The following is a 20446-nucleotide window of genomic DNA, read 5'->3' on the forward strand; positions in this document are numbered from 1 at the left end:
CACGCAGCGAGGTAGCCGGTTCGGGTGGTAAGGCCNCTCGATCGGTGCCATGGCCGCAGGTCCGGACCAGGCTGGACCGGTACATTACGGGCCATCGACTCCAACGCGCCCGGCCCGGATGATCATCCTCGGTCGGTCGGTCCCGGGCTCAGCCGCGGTCTGGGCGCAGGCGCCCGCGACGGCAGCGTGACCGCGACGCGACCGCCGCACCGCCCCGCGCCGGCCGCCGCCGGCCAGGGCCGCACCCACTGATCGCCCGCACCGCCCGTGCCGCTCTTCATCCCGCTCGCGCTGCTCGCCGCGTTCCTGTTGGCGTCGTCGGCCGCTCTCCAGCAGCGCGCCGCGGGCCGCAGCCGGTTCGCGGCCCGCGACGACCACGACCTGGCCGTGCCCGGGTTCGGACACCTGCTCGACCTCGTCCGCGAGCCGTTATGGCTGGTGGGCTGGCTGACGAACCTGGCCGGCTTCCTCACCCAGGCCCTGGCGCTGCATCTCGGATCGCTCGCCGAGGTGCAGCCGCTCATGGTCACCCAGCTACTGTTCGCGCTCCCCCTCGGCCTGGTGGGCACCCGCCTGCGGATGGCCCGCACGGCCTGGTGGGCCATCGCGGCGATCTGCGCCGGGCTCGCGCTGCTGCTCGGCGTGCAGGATCGGCTACCCACCCGCCCGCCGCTCGACCAGGAACGCCTCGTGTTGGCGATCATCGCCATCGCCGCGCTGGCCGCGGCGTTGGTCATCGCATCGCGCGGGCGGCGGCCGGCGGCACGGGCGGCGCTGTTCGGCGTCGCCGCCGGATTGTTCTTCGCGCTCAGCGCGCTGCTGCTCAAGNAGGCGACCGACGAAACCCTCGACAACGGGTTCGACACGACAGTGACGCACTGGTTCGCTTATGCCCTCTGCGGGGTGACACTGACGAGCCTGTGTCTAGGTCAAATGGCCTACGCGGTCGGTCCGCTGACCGCGGCGGTCACCGCCATGAACATCACCAACCCGACCGCCGCCTACGCGCTCGGCGTCCTGGTGTTCGGGGTCCCCGCTCCGAGGGGGTCCGGGGTCATCGCGGGCGTCGCGGTCTCCGCCGTGCTGGTCGTGGGCGGGGTGTTCCTGCTGTCGCGGCCCAGTGCGCTGCCCCGGCCCCGACACCGCGCGCCCTGACGGACCCGGTGGACGGGTTCTTCCTGTCGCATATTGCGTCATCTCGGCGCCAGGCGGACACTCAGGGTATTGAGACCGATCGCGGCGACCGGCGCCGTTCGGGGCGGAGGCTTCCGCATGCCCCTGGCAAGGAGCGAGGTGCAGCCGGAATCGCGCGGCGACGCGGCCGCCTACGACGCAGTCCTCACCGACCTGGTGGACGTTCTCGACGGGGAGCCCGGTTTCGGTCGCGAGTCGGCCCGGCGGCTGCTGCAGGACCNCATCGCCCACCACCTCGGGCCGGGCCACCGGCTGCATCTCGTCGAGCACGATGTGCGCTACCAGTGGTTCGCCGCCCTCGTGTACCGGCTCGGCGAGGAGTCCGGCGGGCTCGCCGCGCTGGGCCGGGCCGTCAACGATCTGCAACCGGATTCGCGGGTGGCCGCGGTGGTCGCCCGCCTTGTCGCGGCCGCCGATGAGGGCGTCGGCGAGAGGTGGGCCGAGGACCACGGGGCCGCGATGCCGCGGGTGACGGCATCCCCACCGGCGGACCCGCCGTCAGGACGCGCGGCGGCGGAGGTCGACGGGCCACCACAGCCGCTGCGCCCGGTCGAGATCCGGGAACTCGCCTCGGCGTTCGGCCAGGGTGGGGGCGCACGGCGGTTCCTGGTCGACGCCGGGGTGCCGGCGGAGCGGATCCCACCGTCGGACATCGACGCCGCGACGTTCTGGGCGGAAGTGTCGGCGCTTCTCGGCCACGGGCTGCTTCGCGATGGCCGGCGGCGAGTGCTCGCGGCGGCTGCCTTCCGCTTCCCCGCGAACGACGTCTTCGCTGCGGGCCGGCCCCGATAGCCAGCGGCCGGTCATGACGACTCCGCCCGCTCCGTCGGCTGGACCTACGGCATCCAGTCGGGGTCCGACGACCTCCTCCGCGCCGGCCATCGGGCAGGTTACGCTAAACACCAGATTCGGTGTGCTGAGTAACAGAGCCCGCCGGCCGTCAAGCGCGTTGGGATCCGTCGGGGGAATCGTGACCAACCGCGATCCGTCGTCGCCACGACACGACGCATGGCGGTCCGACCCCGTCCTGGAGTCCGACCCCGTCCTGGAGTCCGACCTTGTCCTGGAGATTGTCGGCTGCCTGGAGAGCACCGCCGATCTACTCAGCCCCGCCACCCGAGATCTGCTGGTCAGGCGCTTCGAACGGCGCGCCGGCAGGCGGCTGTTCGTCCCCCAGTTCGATGTCGCCCGGGACTGGTGCTTCCGTTTCGTCGAAAGCTGCGTCGAGCTGGACAACGGAGCCGAGATCCTCGTGGACGCCGTGTCCGACCTGCGGCCCGACTCCGCCGTCGCGCACCGGCTGGCGCACATTCTCGCCGAACAGGGGGCGGCGGAGGTCGCCGAGGGGGCCGGCGAGCTGTGGGATCTCCTGCGGCGGGAGCTCAGCGCGTTGCCGGCGCAGCGGGTCGCCCATGCCTTCCGCCATGCCTGCCACCCGGCCCAGCCACCACGCCACTGCACCACGGCGTGGCAGCTGTTCCTCTGGGTTGCGAACCGTCATCCAGAACCCGCCCGACTCCCGCAGCATGCGGTGTTNCTCATCCGGTGCGCCGACGTGCTCGCCCCGGGCACGTTCGTCCGGGTCGAGGCGTGGCTACGCGGCGAGGCGCACCGGCGCGACCTGACCCACCAGCTGCAGCTGGCCCAGCTCGCCGCGGCCCCGGTGCCGCGGCGGCGCACGGGGATCGTCTCGCTGCAGTTCCAGCCAGTCGGGCCCAGGTCCGAGGATCATCTCGCGTCGTGGTGGCTGCACTGGGCCGACGCAGCGACGCCGCACCAGGGTGGGGCGCGGCCGGCCCGGCCGGAGCTGTTCGAACAGATCGCGNCCGCGGTCGTCGAAGACGCGGAGGAGATCCTCGGCGCGGAGATACCCACGGGTGAGTCCGCCGAGCTGGTCGTGGAGATCTTCCTGCCGTTCGCCTACATGGACCTGCCCGTCACCAGCTGGCGCCGGCAGATCCACGGAACGCCGCGCCTGCTGGTCGAGGACCACCCAGTCGTCGTGCGCAGCTTCGAACGCCTGCACCGACGTGGCTCGCGCTTCCTGTGGCTGCAGCGCTGGGCCGCGCTCACCGCCCCCGACCCGAGTGGGATGGTGGTGGCGGACGCCGCGCGCGTCGGGCGACATGGGCTGGCCAAGGACGAGCGGATCGCCGCGGTGACACTCAGCGGGCCACCGACGCAGGGCTCGCCGGCGCAGCGGCAGCTCGCCGAGGCGCTGAGCGCGGGCCTCGCGGTCGCGGCGTGGCAGGTCGACGACCCCGACCGGCCCCACACCGACAGGCCGCTGCTCGAGCTGCTCGCCCATGGCGATCCGTTCCGCCTGCCCCAGCGGTTCCGGCGGGAAAACCTCACCCGACTGGAACCACGCGGTGACCGCCACGCGCCCGGCCCGACCGCCTGCGATGCGCAGGCGGCGGCGCGACGCACCGCGATTCTGCTGTGGGACGACCCGCGCCGCGCCGCCTGGCGAGCGATCGCCGGATCGGCACGGCTACCGCGGCGCCCGACGCAACTCGGGCAGGCGACGCCCTCGGCCGGGACACAACCGGAGGGGCCCGCGTGAGCTTCGACGACGGGAGAATCATGCTGGAGCCGGACGCCGAGGGACCGGGCGCCCGACGCTGGTGGCTGTTCCACGGCACCGGCGAGCCCCCCGACGCCGACCTCCAGTGGCCGCCGGCCCCTCCTTGGCGGCGGTTCGCCGGCCCCGTGGTCGACGGTCCACCGCCACCAGAGGACGACGAGGAGATCTCGCGTCTGCGCGGGGAGGTGTCGGCCATGCTGCTCACGCCCGCCCAGGTCTCGGCCGTCAACGTCGCGCTGCTGCTGCGACGACCGATCCTCGTCACCGCTGCGCCAGGCTCCGGGCAGGCGGGGCTGGCCCACCTGATCGCCCGGGAACTGCGCCTGGGGCGGGTCCTGCGCTGGTCGGTGAACCGTCATACGACGCTGCGCGACGGCGTCCACGACTTCGATGCGCTTGGCCTGGCGAGCGCCGCGATCCAGCTGCGGGCCGATCAGCCCGTGGTGGAGCCGGGCGCGCCCCCCGGCACGCGCAGGTCCGTCAAGGGCCATCTCGCCGACCTGCTCGGCCACGACGCCGAGCGCAGGCCGCNGGACTCGCTCCCGGTTCACCGGTACGTCAGGCTCGGCCCGTTGGGCACCGCGCTGCTTGGCCGCACTCGCCCCCGGGTGCTGCTCATCGACCGACTCGACCGCAGCGGCTACGACCTGCCCGACGACGTTCTCGACGTGCTCGACGAGGGCCGTGCCGTCGTGCCAGAGCTGGCCAGGCTGCCACCCACCACCGGGCCGCTCCCCGTGGCTGTGGACGATCCAGGCGCCCACGCGCTCCTCGATGCTGGGATCATCCAGTGCGCGGAACCGCCGGTCGTCGTGATCACGAGCAGCGGCGAACGGGATTTCTCGCCGACCTTCCACGGCCGCTGCGTCCACCTCCGGATGCCCGCGCCATCCCGCACGAGGCTGCAGACAGTGGCGGAATCCCGGTATGGGGCCGTTCCCGGCGTGGCCGCCCTGATCGCACGCTTCGACAAACGCCGCAGCGCGGGTGCCGAGCTGACGATCGACCAGCTCCTCGACGCCCTCCACCTGGCAGCGGCCGGCGTCCTGGACGACGACAGCACGGGACTCGCCCTCGACGCCGTCTGGGGCGGCGCGGCTGACGATCCCTCGGCGGGCCTGCCGTGACCCGACGTCACGCCGACAACGGTCACGCCGACAACGGTCACGCCGACGACGACGGCACCGACGGACTTACCGCCGGCGATCAGCCCGACAAGCCGAGCCGCGTCCGTTACCTGCCCGGGCCCGTCCACATCGACCTGGCGCCGGCGATTCGCGACGAGCGAGCCCTCGCCCGGGCACTGCACCCGCTCGTCGATCAGGTCCCGGCTCCGCAGTCCCGCCCGCTCGATACGCAGCGGACCGCACGCGACCTGCTGCAGAGCCGCATGGGGCAGGTCACGGTCAAGGGATCGGCCCCGCCGCGGTGGGAACTCGCCCTCGTCGTCGACGCGAATCCGACGTTCTTCGCGGCCTGGGGGGATGCCCTCCCCGGCATCATCCAGATCCTGGAGCGCCAGCTCGCGTTCCGTGACGTTATCGTCGCTTACCTCGTTCCCGACGACCGTCACGACGGTGCCCTGCGTCTGCGCGGCGGACCTGCCAGCTCGACCACACGGCCACCGTCCCAGCTGACGGAGCGCACCGGGCGGCGCGTCATCTGGCTGCTCACCGACGGCCTGGGCGAGGCGTGGCGTTCCGGCCGCATGGCGCAGGTGCTCGCCGAGTGGGCCGACGCTGGACCGGTCGCGGTGATCGACGTCCTCGCCTCGCGCACCTGGGACCACACTGACCTGGACGCCGAGCGGGTTCGGCTGCACGGCAGCGGGTTCGGGACGGGACGGGTGCGCTCCTGGACCTACCAGGGCGGCCTGCTCGACCAGGCCGGCGACGATCCCGACCACGGCGTCGAGGGCGTCGAGGGCGACANGGCTGCTGCGGCGGGCAGCGTCGCCGGATCCGCGCGGACGGCGCGCGCCGTCCCGGTCCTGGAGCTGGACGCGGAGTGGATCGGCTACTGGGCCCGCTTTGTCGCTGCGGCGGAACCGACGTGGTTCGAGACAGTCGCCGTCGTCGCCGGGTCCGACCGCCGCTTTCCACCTGAATACGGGATCGAGTCGTCGCCGCCGGACGAGCGACTCGAGGATTTCTTCGCGCTTGCCACGCCGACATCAAGAAAGCTTGCGGGACTCCTGGCGATCCAGCCCCTAAGCCGCCGAAGCCTGCGCACGGTCGCCGGCATCGCAGGCGCCAGCCGCCGGGATTTGTCCGAGATTTTTGCCTTCGGTTTACTTGTGATCGATTCGTTGTCGACAACATTCGATATCATTCCGGAAATNCGCTCGAAGCTTCGCGCGCAGGTGAGCAGGAGCGACGTCGAGCGGATTCGCCGGGCGGTCGGATCCGACGCGGACAACGCGGGGACGGAGCCACTCGGCATGCCCATGGCCACGCCCTCCGACCAGCCGCCCGTCCGTCCACCCGGCGAGGCGGACACGCCCGCGCCGGTGTGGGACGCAGCCGCGCCCCTCGACCGAACCCCCAGCGCACGGCCGCCGCGCAGCACGGGAGCTCCGGCCGGAGAGCCAAGGCCACCACGGACACCTGACACTGAGAGCGAAGATTCCCTTACGATGAGTAGTATCGCTGGAACGAGTCGGCCGAGGTCCAGCGCGGGTGACGGCTCGATGGGAGCTGCCGGCGCCGAGGCGAACACCACACGAGGAGGACCCACCGTGACTGTGGGCACCGCCCTACGACCGGCGCTGGCCGCGGGTCAGCTCCCTCGTGTCTGGGGAAATGTGCCGCCGCGGAATCCGCACTTCACCGGGCGCGTCGACCTGCTCACCATGCTGGACGCCCGACTCCTCGAAGGCACGACCTCGGTCCTGCCCGAGACGCTGCACGGAATGGGCGGCGTCGGAAAGTCCCAGCTCGCGACCGAATACATTTATCGCCATCTTTCGGACTTCGACATCATCTGGTGGATTCCCGCGGAACGGACGGTCCAGATCAGCAGNGCTCTCATCGAGTTGGGCGCCCGGCTCGGGCTGGACGTCGGCACCGAGGCCAACGTCGCCGTCCGCCAGGTCGTGGAAGCGCTGCGGATCGGTCATCCCTACGAGCGCTGGCTGCTGGTTTTCGACAATGCCGACGACCCGCAGGCGGTGCGGGAGTACTTTCCGGCGAGTCCGACCGGTCGGGTTCTCGTCACCTCCCGCAATCCGGGCTGGGCGAACGTCAGCCATCCCCTCGAAGTGGCTGTCTTCCGGCGCGAGGAGAGCGTCGCGCTGCTGCGCAGCCGAGGTGGTCCACTGGACGACGACGGCGCGGACCAGGTTGCATCTGCTCTCGGGGACCTGCCGCTCGCGGTCGAGCAGGCGGCGACCTGGCGGGCGGAGACCGGGATGTCCNCTCAGGAATACCTGCGGCTGTTGGAGGACAAACTGACCGAGCTGCTGAGCACCGCGCCGGCGGACTACCCGCGCCCGGTCACGGCGGCCTGGAACGTGTCGCTGGATCGGCTCGCGGAGAGCAATCCCGCCGCCCTCGAACTCCTCCAGGTATGCGCGTTCTTCGCGCCGGAACCGATCTCCCGCCAGCTCCTCTCCCGAGCCCACAACGAGACGATCTCGCCAGCGCTCGACGAGGCCCTGCGCGACCCGGTCAAACTCGGCCAGGCAATCCGCGACATCAACCGGTATGCCCTGGCCAGAATCAACCACCGGGACAACTCCATCGTCATGCACCGGCTGGTCCAGGCCGTCCTGATCGGCCGGATGACCCCGGACCAGCAGCGGACGATGCGCCACGGAGCCCACGTCCTGCTCGCCGCGAGCGACCCCAACGATCCGTTCAACCCGGGCCTGTGGCCCACCTACGCCGACCTGTACCCGCACATGATCGCCTCGCTCGCCGAACGTTCCGCGGACCCCCGCGTCCGCCAGCTCCTGCTCAACGAGGTCGACTACCTGTGGACCTGGGGAGACCACCAGGTGAGCAACGACCTCGCTCGCGGCGTGCACGCCGAGTGGCAGGCGAGCTTCGGCGAGGACGACCCCTACACCCTGCAGATGGCGCTGCGCTCCGGCTGGGGCCTCGTCGTGATCGGCCGCTACGCCGAGNCCGCCGAGGTCAACCGACGAACCTTCGAGCTGTCGACCCAGGTCAACGGGCCCGACGGCGAGCTGACCATCGTGCTCATGGGCAATGTCGCGGCCGACCTGCGCTGGCGCGGCGACTTCGCCGCCGCCTACGACGTCGCCGAGGACGCCTACCGGCGGGCCCGCCAGGCCTTCGGCGCCGACGACCCGCAGACCCTGGACGCCGCCCACAACGTCGCCGTGAGCCTCCGGCTGCTGGGACGCTTCGCCGAGTCGGCCGAACTGGCCGAGGACACCTGGCAACGCTCGATCCAGCTCTACGGCGAGAACCACGACCGCAGTCTGAACACCTTCACCGGGCTGACCCTCGACCGCCGGGAACTCGGCGACTACCTCGGCGCTCGGGCCACCCAGGAGAACATCGACGCGCGCTACCGGCACCTGTTCAAGGATTCGGAGAACCATCCGGCCCGGCTGCACGCCGGGCGGAACCTGGCGGTGGCGCACCGCAAGGCCGGCGACCACGACAAGGCGCTCGCGCTGTCCCGCGACGTCGAGGAACGGTTCTTCCACCGCNACGGTGGCGAACACCCCGCGTCGCTGGCCGCCGCCCTGAGCCTGTCCATCGACCTGCGCCATGCCGGCCAGCTCCACGAGGCCCGCAAGATCTGCGTCCGGACCCAGCAGCGGTACGCGACGAAGATCGGTGAGATGCACCCGCACACCCTCGCGACCTGGATCAATCTCGCGATCATCGACCGGCTGTCCGGCCAGTCGGATGTCGCGCTCGACCGGGACGAGCGGACGTTGGCGGCCTTCGTCGAGCGGCTCGGCGACCGGCATCCCTCGACCCTCGCCTGCGCCGCGAACCTCGCCAGCGACCTGTATGCGGTCGGACGGTTCGAGGAGGCGCACGCGCGTGACCAGGTGACGCTCGCGACCTCGACCGAGGTGCTCGGCGAGGCGCACCCGACGACGTTGGCGGTGGCCGCGAACCTCGCGATGGACCTGCGCGCCCTGGAGCGCAAGGAGGAGGCCCTGGAGCTGCAGGCCGCGACGCTGACCCGGTTGGACCGGGTGCTGGGCCACGACCATCCGGCGACCCGCCAGGTCGTCGCCGGGATCCGTCTGGACTGCGACGTCGACCCCATGCCGATGTAGCAGGCCCGCTGTGAGCAGGCCCGCCAGGCCCCGCGGTCTGCCCGCTACTCCCGGATGAGGCGAGCGGCCGCCGCGGCGTCGTCCCGCGCGAGCCGCTGGCCCGAGACGTCCGGCTGGCCCGAAGCGTCCGGCTCGTCCGGCTGGACGGACGCGGGAAGCAGCCAGGCGGCGAGTGCGGACGGGTCCGGCGCCTCGCCACCCCGGTCGACCGCCGCGGCCGCCACGGCGCGGACCAGCTCGGGTCGCCGCAGCAGGGTCCACCCCGCCGGCTCGCCGTCGCCGATCGCGAGTCCGAGCCCGACGAGGGCGCGGCGGTCGTCGCCGTCCCGTTGCACGTCCGCCGCGTAGCCCTGCCGGGCACGGGCCCGGTCGCCCGCCACGAGGGCGCAGTCCGCCGCGCTCGCACCGCGGTACTCCCGGCCCGGCCCGGCCCGCTCGGTCCGGCGGAACGCGTCCCGATCCGCCAGCCACAGCCGGGCCAGGGACGCCCTTGTATCCAGGGCGCGTGCCCCCGGATCGGGCACGAGGCGGGCGGGGACCGCGGCCGGCGGGGCGGCGGCGCCGGCCGCCCAGGCCGCGGCGAGACGCTCGACGGCGGCCGAGTCCGGTTCAAGGTGGTGGATGCGCCACAGTGCGCGGCTGTCCGCCGTCGCCAGCTCGGCCAGGCGCCGCGTCTCGACGGGGACCGGTTCCGGCAGCCAGCCCTGCACGGTCGTGCGGATCCCGGTGACGAACCGCCGGCCCAGCGCGGTCAGCGGACCGGTGCGCAGCATCTCGGTCGCCGTGTCGAGAACCTCACCGCGCCACAGCGCGAACTCGAAGTGGGCCAGCATCGCGTCCGCCCCGACCGCCAGCCGGCGCTGCCGGCGCCAGAACTCCGTGACGCCGAAGAACGCGTAGATGCCGTGGAGCACCCCGTGCGGTGGGCGCGGGTCGTCACGCCACGGCGCGTACCGCAGGACGGGCGGGGCCTGCGGGTCGATGAGGTCGCACAGGTGCAGGACCGCGCTGAGCACGGTGTGCCGGAACTCGTGCGCCAGGGTCGCGGCGCCGTCGACCGGGTCCGGCGGTTCGGTGAGCTCGACGCTGCCGACCGCGTCGCCCGACGTGGCGCTGAACGAGCGGAAACGCTGCGCCACGGGCAGCGGGACGACGGCCGAGACGGCCGCGTCGACTCCCGCCGCGAGCTGGGGGTGCCCGTCCCGCAGCACCTGCCACGCGCCGGCCAGGCGCCCCTCCCAGCGGGCGACGTCGGCGTCGGCGAGCCGCACCGGCGGGACGACCCGGTCCACCAGGCGGTAGGGGTCGGCGTCCTCGATGACGACGCCGACGGCTCGGGCCGCCCGGGTGGGATGCCAGACCGTGACGTCGCGCGTCGGCGCGCCGCCGCCGTCACCGCGGTCCACTCGGACCCGGCCGGCGGATCCGATCACCTCGGCGTCGCCGCCGGTGCCCCGCACCACCGCGGTCTCCCAGATCTCCCAGAACGGCAGGCGGGCGTGGCCAAGCGAGGGCAGGTNCACGACGCCACGGTGGGCCGGCACCGCGAGCTCGACCGGTTCGCCGGCTCGGACTGCGGCGGCGGCGGCCATGGCATGCAGGTAACCGACCTCCACCCACAGGGGCACGTCGTGGTGGAGTCGCCCACGTAACCGGCGGAGCAGCCGAGTGGCCCATGCCCCCGCGAAGGGCCGGTCGATCACCGCGCGGACCGCCGCCGGATCGCGCTGTTCCACCTCGACGAGGAGGTCCCACGCCTGGTCCACGGGCGCCAGTGGGTCCGTCGCTGCCGGCTGCTCCCGTAGGGCGTCGAGAATCGCGCGCAGCGCGAGCCGACGGAAGCTGATCTCGGTCTCGAGGAGCCTCTCGACGACCTCGGCGTCGATCACGCCGAGGGCGAGGGCGTCGACATCACGCGCCGCCAGCCGGTGGATGCCGATGCCCGGCACGGTCGCGGCCGCCGGAGTGGACGGCATCAGACGCGCCGACGCGGATTAGCGCCGCCGCTACCGTTTTCAATCCGCCCCGCGGGCACGTCGATGGTGTGGAGCAGCCTTTGTACGCCCGCGCGGAGCCTGCCGTCCGGGCTGTCGCGGAGCCGGTCGAGCCCGATCCCGCGCACGTCGGCGAGCTCTCCTTCGATTGCAGCGTCAGCCATGGCGCCCCGTTCCCTCCTGACGATTCCTTCCCGGGAACGGCCGGAGCCGCGGGCCGCGGTTCCGCTCCCGGGAAAGAAAAGGAAGTCGCACAGGAAGTGTTGCACATCCGCGGGCGACAGGGCACCGTCATGGCCGCTGGCGCAGCGGATCCGGGCCACGGGTCGCACCCGGGCCAGCGGACTCGGGCCGTCCCGACCGAGCGCGCTCCTGGCGCTGCCACCGACCGAACGTGACGACGGAACGAAGGGCGGCGGAGCCTTACCGAACTCGAATCCGCGGGTCTTACCGGGAAGGGCCGTCGAAATGCTCCGCTCCGCGGCAGTGGTTTCCCGTGAACGTACGCCCGGATCAGACCCGCATCTTTCCACGCCTGGTTCGGCGTGCTCACTCCCGCCATATTCGCTCGCCGTCAGGATTGGCGGCGTCGGGCATTGACGCGGCCGGTCGCGGGGGTCAGCGGTTGCCGAACAGTCCGCCCATGCCGCCGCCACCGAAACCACCGAAACCGCCGCCGCCGAAGCCACCGCCCGGCCCGCCCGGCCCGCCCGCCCCGCNCTGGCCGTGGTGGCCGCCGAGCTGGTTGCCGGCGAAGCCGCCCTGGCCGAGGCCGAAGTGACCGGCCGCGCCGGCGCCGGCCAGCGCGTTGTACGGGGGCAGCAGCTCGCAGGGCTGCACGATGACGAAGCCCTCGCCGCTGAACTGCATCTGCCAGCTCTCCCCGGTGTTGCCGCGCGGCCGCCACACCGCCGAGGACGTCNCCGCCGCCTGCATCGACACCTGCAGGTTCGTCGACCAGCCGACGACGGCGTCCGCGTCGGCGAAGTAGTAGTTCTGGTGGGTGACGTGCATGACCAGCGGCGCGCCCGACGTGCAGACCGCGACCTTGCCGTTGCCACGCAGCTCCACCTGGTAGGAGCCGACGCCGGCGATGCCGACCTGGCTGTCGACCCGGACCAGGTCCCAGTTCAGGTCGGAGTTGAAGGCGAGGACGTTCTTGCCGTCGACGGTCAGCCCGTCGCCGGCCAGGTCGAGGATGTGGATGTCCTGCGCCTGGTTGGCGAGGAAGACCGAGCCGGAGCCGGAGACCTGCATGAGGTTCAGGCCCTCGCCGCCGCTGAAGAAGCTGCGGAAGTGCCCTCCCCAGCCCTCCCAGTGGGCGTCGAAGTTCGCGGCGCCCTGGTAGGCGACCATCGCGCCCTTGCGGGCGTAGAACTCACGCATCCCGCGGGCGCCGAGCGTCGCCCGCAGCATCTTGCTGTTCTGCAGGGAGAACGGCTCGTCGGAGGGCCGTTCGGGATTGTCGAGCAGGCTGCTGCGGATCCCGCCGGCCGGACCACCCGGACCACCCGGACCACCCGGACCACCGGGACCACCAGGCGGCATGCCCTGACCGCCGGGGCCGCCGGGATAGCCGCCGGGCGCACCGGGACCACCCGGGTAACCGCCGGGGCCGGGTTGACCGGGGGGATATCCCTGGCCGGGACCGCCCGGGTAGCCGCCCTGACCGGGACCGCCGGGACCCGGCGGGTAGCCGCCACCCGGACCCGGATAGCCCGGGCCGGGAGGCGGGTAGCCGGGGCCGCCCGGACCGCCGGGATAGCCACCGCCGGGACCGCCCGGATGACCGCCGTACGCCCCGCCCTGCGTCATGTCGCAGTCCTCTCCGCCGTCCGCCGCGCCCGGCGCGTGCCGCCGCCGTTCATCCCGTCCACGAACCGCCCGCCGTCCAGGAGCCGCATACCGTCACCGGATCCCATGTCGCGTCAGCCCCGCAGCGACATGGTCGGCCGCTCGTCCTCGCTCGGCTGGACGACGACGAAGCCCTGCCCGGAGAACCCGAGCTGGAAGGCCTCCCCGGAGCCGCGCCCGATCAGGCCGCCGAGACGCGCCGTGCGCCGGGGCTCGACGCGCAGGCCGTCGGTGTAGGCGACGAGGGCGTCGGTGTCGACGAACGTCGGCGCCTCCCGGGTGTCGAGCACGATCGGGTTGCCCTTCGCGGTCAGGGCGACCCAGCCATGGCCGCGCAGCACCACGTTGAACATCCCCATCCCGGACAGCATCGTGACGCCGCGGACGCGTTCGATGTTCCACTGCAGCGCGGCGTCGAAGGCCAGGATGTTCTTGCCGTTGACCGAGAGGCCCTCGCCGGCGAGCTGCGCGACGATGACCTCCTTGCCGTAGTCGGCGAGGTAGAGCAGGCCCTGGCCGGTCGCCGTCATCAGGGGCACGCCCTCGCNGGTCGCCCAGGACGACGCGATCCGGCCGAGCTGCGGCGGCTGCGGGTTGAAGTCNATCAGCCCCTCATAAGCGATCATGGAACCGACCCGGGCGAACAGGTCCTGGCCGGGGTTCATGACCACCTTGGCGATCTTGGAACCGTGCTTGCTCATCCGCTCGAAGACGGGCGTCGGCCCGTAGTGGTCGATCAGGCTGCCCTGCACGGCCCGCTCCCTCCCGCCGGCGGGCGACCCGCCGGGCCCGCTCCCACGACCGTCGCCACGCTCAGACCTCGTAGGGCTGGACGACGACGAAATGACCGGCGAAGCCCATGAACTGCAGGGCCAGGGCCTCCCCGCTGCTGCCCGCGTAGATCTGCCGGGAGATCCGCACCTGCGTCGAAACGCTGACCCGCATGCCGGTGGTCCACGCGACCAGCGCGTTCATGTCCGCGAACGTCGGGCCCTGCACGGGCAGGGTCATCGGCGACCCCTTGGTCATGACGACCACCGAGCCCGGCCCGGAGACCTCGAAGTGGAACAGGCCGCCCCCGGGGATGCCGGCGCTTTCGATCCGGCGCACCTCGGTACGGACGGTGGCGTCCATCGCCAGCAGGTTCTTCGCGTTGATGCACAGCGACGAGCTGCCAAGCTCGACGATGTGCAGGTCCGCGGCGTCCTGGGCGAGGAAGACCTCGCCTGACCCCTTGCAGGTCATGAGCTTGAGGCTCTGGCCGGTCAGCTTGCCCTCGATGAGGCCGCGCAGCCCGCCGCCCTTGTAGTCGAACTCGACGTTGCCCTGGTAGGCGACCATCGACCCGCGCAGCGCCAGCGCGTCCGGGCCGAGGGTCACCTTGACCAGCTTGCCGTTCTGCTGGGTCCAGCGCCCGGCCGTCGGCACCTCCCGGTACGGGGCGAGGCTGTTCATCGCCCCCGGCGGGGTCGGCTGGACCTGCGACGGCAGCGGCTCGGGACCACCGAAGGCGCCCACCGGCGGCTGGGCGCCGGGCATGCCGCCGGGCACCGGCGCGCCGCCGAACCCGGGGCCGCCGGGGGGCGGCCCGCCGGCCGGGAACGGCTGACCCGGCACGGGCTGGCCGCCGTACCCTGGCGCGGGAGGCTGACCGCCGCCGTACGCCGGGGCGGGCTGCCCACCGCCATAGGCCGGGGCGGGCTGACCGCCGCCGTAGGCGGGAGCCGGCTGACCGCCGCCGTAGGCCGGCGCGGGCTGGCTCGGCGGGCCGGGCGGCGGGGTGGGCGCCTTGCGCTGATCGTGGCGGGGCGGGGCCGCCGGCGGGGCGGCGAAGCTCGGCGGCGCCGGTGCGGCGGGGGCGGGGGGCGGCTCCTCCTCGGCGACCTCGCCGCCGTAGGAGCGGATGAGCTCGGCGAGGCCGCCCTGGAAGCCCTGGCCGACCGCGGCGACGCGCCACACGCCCTTGCGGTAGATGTCGCCGATCATCACCGCGCGTTCGCTGGTGAAGTCCGCGCCGGTGAAGGAGTAGCGCAGCACCTCGGCGCCGCCGACGACGATGCGCAGGTAGCCCGACGTGATCGCCGCGGCGCTGCCCGCGCCGTCCAGCGCCGCGCAGAACGACAGCCGGCCGATCGAGGCGGGCACCCGGTCGAGGCTGACCCGGAACGCCTGGCTGTCCCCGGACTGCGGGCCGAGGAGCTCGACGGACTTCTCCGGCGAGGCGGGCTGGTTGAAGAAGACGAAGTACCGGTCGTCGGAGAGGCGGTCGTCGCCGTCCAGGCCGAAGCAGGAGACGTCCCACTCCCCCGGCGCGTCGATCCGGATCCCGACGTACAGATCGGTGCTCTGGGTGACCGCCGAGAGCTGCGCCTTCTGCCCGCGGCTGAACTGGGTGACCAACGCGCTCCCTCCACTCGCCTGCCGCCGTCCCGGCGCCTGCCGGGGCGGCCGGCGGCCCGGCCCACCACCTGCGCCCGCATCCGCACGAATCGGACTGCGGGCAAGGTAGCAGCTACCCACCTGCCCAGCCGAACACGCCGGGCGCGCGGGCGCTGTCGCCCAGGGGACACCACACGCGCGTCACCGTGGCAGGTCACCAGCGTGACACCTCCTCTCGCGTCCCGCGGGGAGGAGGGCGTTCACTGGGCGAATGCGCTACGTGGAGGGCTCCGTCACCACCAGTCCGAAGAGGATTTCGAAGATCGGCCTGGGCACCTGGCAGTTCGGGTCCGGACAGTGGGGCTACGNCAGCCGCTACGCCGACACCGACGCCGCGCTCATCGTCCGCCGGGCGCTCGAGCTCGGGATCACCCTGTTCGACTCGGCGGAGGTCTACGGCCTGGGACGCAGCGAGCGCATCCTCGGCGCCGCGCTGGCCGCGGTCCCCGGCGCGCTCGACCGGGCGTACGTGGCGACCAAGCTCCTACCGGTCGTGCCGGTGGGCCCGGTCGTCGAGCAGCGCGCGGTCGCCAGCGCGCATCGCCTCGGCGTGCGCCACCTCGACCTCTACCAGGTGCACCAGCCCAACCCGGCGATCCGGGACCGCTGGACGATGCGGGGCATGGCCGCACTGCGGTCCGTGGGCCTCGTCGGGGACGTCGGGGTCAGCAACTACTCGCTGGCCCGCTGGCAGGAGGCCGACNCGGCCCTCGGCGTGCCGGTGCTGTCCAACCAGGTGGAGTACAGCCTGGCCCGGCCGCGCCACGGCGCCGCGCTGCTGGACTTCGCCGCCCGCGAGTCCCGGATCGTCATCGCCTGGAGCCCGCTCGCTNAGGGGCTGCTGTCGGGCCGCTACGACGTGACCAACCGCCCGAGCGGCCGGGTCCGGGCCGCCAACACGCTGTTCGGAACCGAGAACCTCGCCCGAGCGACGCCCCTGCTCGACGTGCTGCGCGAGGTCGCCGCCGCGCACGGGGCGAGCCCCGCCCAGATCGCGCTGGCCTGGGCGATCCGCCATCCGCAGGTCGTGGCGATCCCGGGGGCGTCCGGCGTCGCCCAGGTGGAGAGCAACGCCGCGGCCGCCGACCTCGACCTCGCCGCGGACGAGTACGCCGCGCTCAGCGCCGCCGCCGACCGCTTCACTCCGGTCACGGGACCGGCGGCGTTCGTCGCGCTGGCCGCCGAGCGCCTGCGCCCCTGACCCACCGCGCCCGGCGTTGGCCTGGCCGGCATTGACCTGACCGGCGTTGGCCTGACCGGCGTTGGCCTGGCCGGCTTTGGCCTGGCCGGCGTGACCTAGCCGGCGTTGACGGAGCCGTCGGGGGCGTAGACGTCGTCGGAGGAGATGATGTGGAACGGCGGGCAGACGCCCGTCGAATGGTGGGCGGCGGCCTCCAGCGCGAGCTGCACACGCTGTTCCGCGTCGAGGCCGCGGGTGCTGTGCAGGGAGCCGCAGGCGTACTCGTCGCCGCTGCCGACGGCGTAGTAGTCGTCGACGCTGCGACCGATCTGGTAGTCCGAGTCGATGCGGTAGAGGTGCCCGCGGATCCCGACGAGGAACAGCCCGCCGCTCTCGTTGCCGGAGTCGTTGCGCGCGAACCCACCCTCGCGCAGGCAGTCGCGGACGACCGCGATGAAGTCGGTCGCCATGAACCGGTCAAGGTCCCAGTCCTGAGGCACGGGCGGGACGAGGCTGTAGCGGAGCAGCTGGCCCATCCGGAACGAGTCGGTGAAGCCCATGATGAACTCACCGTTGCGGAACACCTTGGTGTCCGCGCGCACGGTGATGGACCAGCCGGCTACACCGGCACTGTCCCCACCGATCACGACCCGGCCGTCCTGCTGAACCCCGACGATGCAGGTCACGAAGCGGAATGGTACCGGTTCGCCCCGCCGGCGGATGCCCCACCCCGTCGGCGTCCTCCACNTTCGTCACGGACTGTCCCGAGCGTCCTGACCGATGTCACCTTGCCGACCTGCGACTGTTTCCCTCGATCGGGCTGTCGTAGAGATGTGAGAGCGTGTCCGGCGGTCGCACCAGCACGCGGCGGCGGTCGCGCCAGCACGCCGCGGCGGGCAGGCACGGCCCGACGACGGCGCCGGGATCATCGACGAAGGGGACGGACGCACGATGGGGACGAACGCACGATGGGGATGAAGCGGTTCATGTCGCGGCTCGGCGTGGGGGCCGCCGAGGTCGAGACCGTGCTGGACCGTCCGGAGACGCTGCCGGGTCAGGTCGTGACCGGCACGACGACGATCACCGGCGGCAAGGTCGACCAGGAGGTCGAGAAGGTCCTCGTCGCGTTGGAGGCGACGGTCGAGGTCGAGCGGGACGACTCGACCTGGTACGAGCAGGTCACCTTCGGCACCCAGCAGGTCGGCGGGGGCTTCACCATCAACCCGGGCCAGCAGATCAGCGGCCGGTTCGAGCTGCCCGTGCCGTGGCAGACGCCGATCACCGACGTCGGCGGCTGGCACCTGCACGGCATGAAGATCGGCGTACGGACGAAGCTGGCGATCTCCGGCGCGGTCGACCCGGGCGACCTGGACCCGGTGAGCGTGCATCCCCTGCCGGTGCAGGAGGCGGTGCTGGCGGCGCTCGGCGACCTGGGTTTCCACTTCCGGTCCGCGGACGTCGAGAAGGGCCGGCTGCACGGCTCTGATCTGCCCTTCTACCAGGAGATCGAGCTCAAGCCTGCCGGCGAGTACGCCCGGCGGATCTCCGAGCTGGAGGTGACCTTCCTCGTCGACGGCGCCGGGATGGACGTCGTGCTCGAGGCCGACCGCCGCGGCGGGCTGCTGTCCTCCGGTCGCGACGAGCTCAGNCGCTTCCGCCTCGCCCACCACGACACCGACCGGCACGCGCTCGCCGGCCTGCTTCACCAGCAGCTCGAACACCTCGGCCGCCGCCGCGGCTGGTTCTGAGTCCCGCTGGCCGAACGAGGCCGTGCCCGCGGTAGTGGGGCCGGCCTCGCCGTCACCTCCGTCGATTGTCGCCTCGGCCGAAAGGGCCGTGACGGCACCGGCCTCTTCAGATGCCCTGCTGTCCGGAAGCCAGGACGGGCCACGGTAAATGACCGCGATGCCCCCGAAGCACGCCATCGCCCGCAGTCGAGAGCGGGCGTGGGTGCTGTCGATCCGACCCCAGCCGGTCTGGGAAGGTGACAGCATGGCATCGGGGGAAAAATGACATTGTTTGCGGACGGGTCGCGTCAGCGAGTGTTCATCAGTGTCGCGGGCCCGGACCGGCCGTGGGCGCGGTGGATTGCGCAACACCTGCGCCGTGCCGGGTACGAGGTCGAGTACGACGAGTGGACGTGGCANGCGGGCACCAGTTTTCTCGCGCGCATGGACATGGCCCTGGCCAGAGCCGACCGCATCATCGCCGTGATAACTCCCGCGTACCTCGATCGGACCTCCTTCGGCCGGGAGGAACGCGAGGCCGCGCTGCAACTCGCGCACGAACGAGACGGCCTGCTGGTGCCGGTGATCGTCGCACCCACCGCATTGCCGCCACTCCTTGCCCGGTTGTCGAACATAGATCTGACCGGATTGAGCGAGGAAGAGGCCGCCGCCCGCCTACTCGATCGGCTCGCGGTCCGGGCGCCGCATCTGGACGAGCGGGTTCCCTGGCCCGGAGCGACGTCCACCGGATCCGCGCAGCGGCGGGCAGACCGTGCCCGGCAGATCCCGTTTCCCGGTTCGATACCGCCGATCTGGAATGTCCCGCCGAGACTCCCCACCTTCACCGACCGGGTCGAGGTCCTGCACCGGATCGAGGTGNTGTCTCGGCAGCCGGTCGGCCGATCGGGCCCCGGCGGCAGCCCGGCCATCACCGTGCTGCGCGGCCTCGGCGGCGTCGGCAAGACCCAGGTGGCAGTCGAGTACNCCTGGCGCCACGCATCCGAGTACACCCTGGTCTGGTGGGTCAACGCCACCCAGTCGGCGCTGATCACGGAGAAGATCGCCGCCCTCTCGAGCCGACTCGACCTTCCGGAGAGCGGTATTCTCGCAAAGGATGCCCAGGCCGTCCTCGCGATGCTGGCGCGCCGCCCCCGCTGGTTGCTGGTTTACGACAACGTCGAAAATCCCCGCGACCTGCGCCCATGGCTGCCCGGGGGAGCCGGTGACATCCTGATCACCTCCCGCAGCCCGAGCTGGGGGGACATGGCGACGAGAATCGACGTCGATGTTCTGCCGCGAACCGACTCCATCACCCTGCTGCGAAGCAGGAACGCGGGCAGCGACGTGAGTTCGGCCGCGGATCTGGCCCGTGAACTCGGTGACCTGCCACTGGCCCTCGAACAGGCCTCGGCCTACATCGAGCGGACGGAGATGGGGCTGTCCACCTATCTGAACAAGTTCCGGTCCCGCCGGGAGCGGATGCTGCGTAAAGGCGAGGACCTGGCCTACGGCGGGAATCTGCACACCGCCTGGTCGCTGTCCCTGGAACGCCTGGAGGCGACCGAACCTGCCGCCGTGCAGTTGTTGCAGATCGTCTCGGTCCTCGCCCCGGATCTGATCCCGTTGACGTTGTTCGAGGAGGCCTCGGCCATCCTGCCGGAACCGCTGCGTTCCCGAGTCAGCGGTGAGGATCCCGGGGAGGATCTGGACGACATCATCNCCGCGATCGCGGGCGTGTCATGACNACTGTGTAAGCCGGAGGTGGACCAGGATCGATCTACCTTGATCGGGTAGGTTGGAAAGGGACACCGAATGACACAGAGCACGACGCTTCGGACAAAAGACGAAGCGGCGGCGAAGAGGATCNCCGANGCTTTCGCNCCGGAGGCGATCGACACGTTGTTGAAGGACGCGAAAGCGANCGGAACACCGATCGACGGCGTCGATGGCCTGTTGAACCAGATGACGAAGGCTGTCCTCGAACGTGTCCTGCAGGTCGAGATGACGGAGCATCTCGGCTATGAGGTGGGCGATCCGGCCGGTCAGGGCACGGGAAACTCCCGGAACGGGAAGTCCACGAAGACGGTGTCGACGCGGAACGGTCCGGTCGACATCGAGGTACCACGTGACCGGAATGGTTCGTTCGAGCCGACGATCGTGCCGAAACGGGCCCGGCGGATCGGGAATCTCGACGACACGATCCTG

At 72.1% G+C, this 20446-nt stretch carries 10 protein-coding genes and 22 pseudogenes; 23 read left to right on the plus strand and 9 right to left on the minus strand.

Annotated elements, in window-relative coordinates:
- Window positions 1-267: 267 nt before the first annotated feature.
- From FF86_RS56815 to FF86_RS56850, 14 genes and pseudogenes are all read left to right on the plus strand, one after another.
- The coding region (locus FF86_RS56815; RefSeq protein WP_242419440.1) for a DMT family transporter at window positions 268-828 on the plus strand (561 nt) is incomplete at its 3' end.
- A gap of 1 nt (window position 829) precedes the next feature.
- Window positions 830-1155: pseudogene (locus FF86_RS56820) on the plus strand (hypothetical protein); the annotation flags it as partial.
- 117 nt (window positions 1156-1272) lie between these two features.
- Window positions 1273-1414, plus strand: a 142-nt coding sequence (locus tag FF86_RS68125) for a hypothetical protein (protein WP_396230056.1), incomplete at its 3' end; no start/stop codon positions are given.
- Window position 1415: 1 nt separating this feature from the next.
- Window positions 1416-1986: pseudogene (locus FF86_RS68130) on the plus strand (effector-associated domain EAD1-containing protein); the annotation flags it as partial.
- A gap of 13 nt (window positions 1987-1999) precedes the next feature.
- Window positions 2000-2730 (plus strand): annotated as a pseudogene (locus tag FF86_RS68135) (hypothetical protein); the annotation flags it as partial.
- A gap of 1 nt (window position 2731) precedes the next feature.
- A pseudogene (locus FF86_RS68140) lies at window positions 2732-3019 on the plus strand (hypothetical protein); the annotation flags it as partial.
- 1 nt (window position 3020) lies between these two features.
- A pseudogene (locus FF86_RS68145) lies at window positions 3021-3760 on the plus strand (hypothetical protein); the annotation flags it as partial.
- Between the two features lie 1144 nt (window positions 3761-4904).
- Window positions 4905-5712 (plus strand): annotated as a pseudogene (locus tag FF86_RS63795) (ATP-binding protein); the annotation flags it as partial.
- Between the two features lies 1 nt (window position 5713).
- A pseudogene (locus tag FF86_RS63800) lies at window positions 5714-6121 on the plus strand (hypothetical protein); the annotation flags it as partial.
- 1 nt (window position 6122) lies between these two features.
- Window positions 6123-6802, plus strand: a pseudogene (locus FF86_RS63805) (ATP-binding protein); the annotation flags it as partial.
- 1 nt (window position 6803) lies between these two features.
- Window positions 6804-7196 (plus strand): annotated as a pseudogene (locus tag FF86_RS56835) (ATP-binding protein); the annotation flags it as partial.
- A gap of 1 nt (window position 7197) precedes the next feature.
- Window positions 7198-7907 (plus strand): annotated as a pseudogene (locus FF86_RS56840) (ATP-binding protein); the annotation flags it as partial.
- Between the two features lies 1 nt (window position 7908).
- A pseudogene (locus FF86_RS56845) lies at window positions 7909-8462 on the plus strand (tetratricopeptide repeat protein); the annotation flags it as partial.
- A gap of 1 nt (window position 8463) precedes the next feature.
- Window positions 8464-9047 (plus strand): annotated as a pseudogene (locus tag FF86_RS56850) (tetratricopeptide repeat protein); the annotation flags it as partial.
- 44 nt (window positions 9048-9091) lie between these two features.
- Here the strand turns inward: FF86_RS56850 and FF86_RS56855 are convergent.
- The 8 genes and pseudogenes from FF86_RS56855 to FF86_RS24365 form a co-directional block, all read right to left on the minus strand.
- Window positions 9092-10510: an aKG-HExxH-type peptide beta-hydroxylase gene (locus FF86_RS56855; RefSeq protein ID WP_313954375.1), complete on the minus strand. Its 1419-nt coding sequence runs from the start codon at window positions 10508-10510 to the stop codon at window positions 9092-9094.
- A gap of 512 nt (window positions 10511-11022) precedes the next feature.
- A complete protein-coding gene (locus FF86_RS33660) occupies window positions 11023-11205 on the minus strand; it encodes a hypothetical protein (RefSeq protein ID WP_128423376.1) in 183 nt (60 codons plus the stop codon).
- 556 nt (window positions 11206-11761) lie between these two features.
- Window positions 11762-11963: pseudogene (locus FF86_RS56860) on the minus strand (AIM24 family protein); the annotation flags it as partial.
- 1 nt (window position 11964) lies between these two features.
- Window positions 11965-12856 (minus strand): annotated as a pseudogene (locus FF86_RS24355) (AIM24 family protein); the annotation flags it as partial.
- Window positions 12857-12969: 113 nt separating this feature from the next.
- Window positions 12970-13442 (minus strand): AIM24 family protein (locus tag FF86_RS24360; protein WP_242419441.1); only part of this gene is annotated, 473 nt, incomplete at its 5' end.
- Between the two features lies 1 nt (window position 13443).
- Window positions 13444-13497 (minus strand): annotated as a pseudogene (locus FF86_RS56865) (hypothetical protein); the annotation flags it as partial.
- Window position 13498: 1 nt separating this feature from the next.
- A pseudogene (locus FF86_RS56870) lies at window positions 13499-13647 on the minus strand (AIM24 family protein); the annotation flags it as partial.
- Window positions 13648-13708: 61 nt separating this feature from the next.
- Window positions 13709-15295 carry a TerD family protein gene (locus FF86_RS24365; protein ID WP_044887387.1) on the minus strand — a complete coding sequence of 529 codons (1587 nt, stop codon included), beginning with the start codon at window positions 15293-15295 and terminating at the stop codon, window positions 13709-13711.
- A gap of 250 nt (window positions 15296-15545) precedes the next feature.
- Here FF86_RS24365 and FF86_RS63060 point away from each other — a divergent pair.
- The 4 genes and pseudogenes from FF86_RS63060 to FF86_RS56885 all read left to right on the plus strand — a co-directional run.
- Window positions 15546-15642, plus strand: a 97-nt coding sequence (locus FF86_RS63060) for a hypothetical protein (RefSeq protein WP_255355908.1), incomplete at its 3' end; no start/stop codon positions are given.
- A gap of 1 nt (window position 15643) precedes the next feature.
- Window positions 15644-16037: pseudogene (locus tag FF86_RS56875) on the plus strand (aldo/keto reductase); the annotation flags it as partial.
- A 1-nt stretch (window position 16038) separates the two neighbouring features.
- A pseudogene (locus tag FF86_RS56880) lies at window positions 16039-16166 on the plus strand (aldo/keto reductase); the annotation flags it as partial.
- A 1-nt stretch (window position 16167) separates the two neighbouring features.
- Window positions 16168-16535 (plus strand): annotated as a pseudogene (locus FF86_RS56885) (aldo/keto reductase); the annotation flags it as partial.
- A 95-nt stretch (window positions 16536-16630) separates the two neighbouring features.
- Here the strand turns inward: FF86_RS56885 and FF86_RS56890 are convergent.
- Window positions 16631-17200: a hypothetical protein gene (locus FF86_RS56890; protein ID WP_044887389.1), complete on the minus strand. Its 570-nt coding sequence runs from the start codon at window positions 17198-17200 to the stop codon at window positions 16631-16633.
- A 282-nt stretch (window positions 17201-17482) separates the two neighbouring features.
- Here FF86_RS56890 and FF86_RS24380 point away from each other — a divergent pair.
- From FF86_RS24380 to FF86_RS24390, 5 genes and pseudogenes are all read left to right on the plus strand, one after another.
- Window positions 17483-18162, plus strand: a 680-nt coding sequence (locus FF86_RS24380) for a sporulation protein (protein ID WP_313954374.1), incomplete at its 3' end; no start/stop codon positions are given.
- A 1-nt stretch (window position 18163) separates the two neighbouring features.
- Window positions 18164-18262 (plus strand): annotated as a pseudogene (locus FF86_RS64360) (sporulation protein); the annotation flags it as partial.
- A gap of 261 nt (window positions 18263-18523) precedes the next feature.
- Window positions 18524-18660 (plus strand): toll/interleukin-1 receptor domain-containing protein (locus FF86_RS68150; protein WP_396230058.1); only part of this gene is annotated, 137 nt, incomplete at its 3' end.
- 1 nt (window position 18661) lies between these two features.
- Window positions 18662-19120: pseudogene (locus FF86_RS68155) on the plus strand (toll/interleukin-1 receptor domain-containing protein); the annotation flags it as partial.
- Between the two features lie 1043 nt (window positions 19121-20163).
- Window positions 20164-20446: pseudogene (locus FF86_RS24390) on the plus strand (transposase); the annotation flags it as partial.

This window comes from Frankia sp. CpI1-P (genome assembly GCF_001421075.1).
GTDB lineage: Bacteria > Actinomycetota > Actinomycetes > Frankiales > Frankiaceae > Frankia > Frankia torreyi.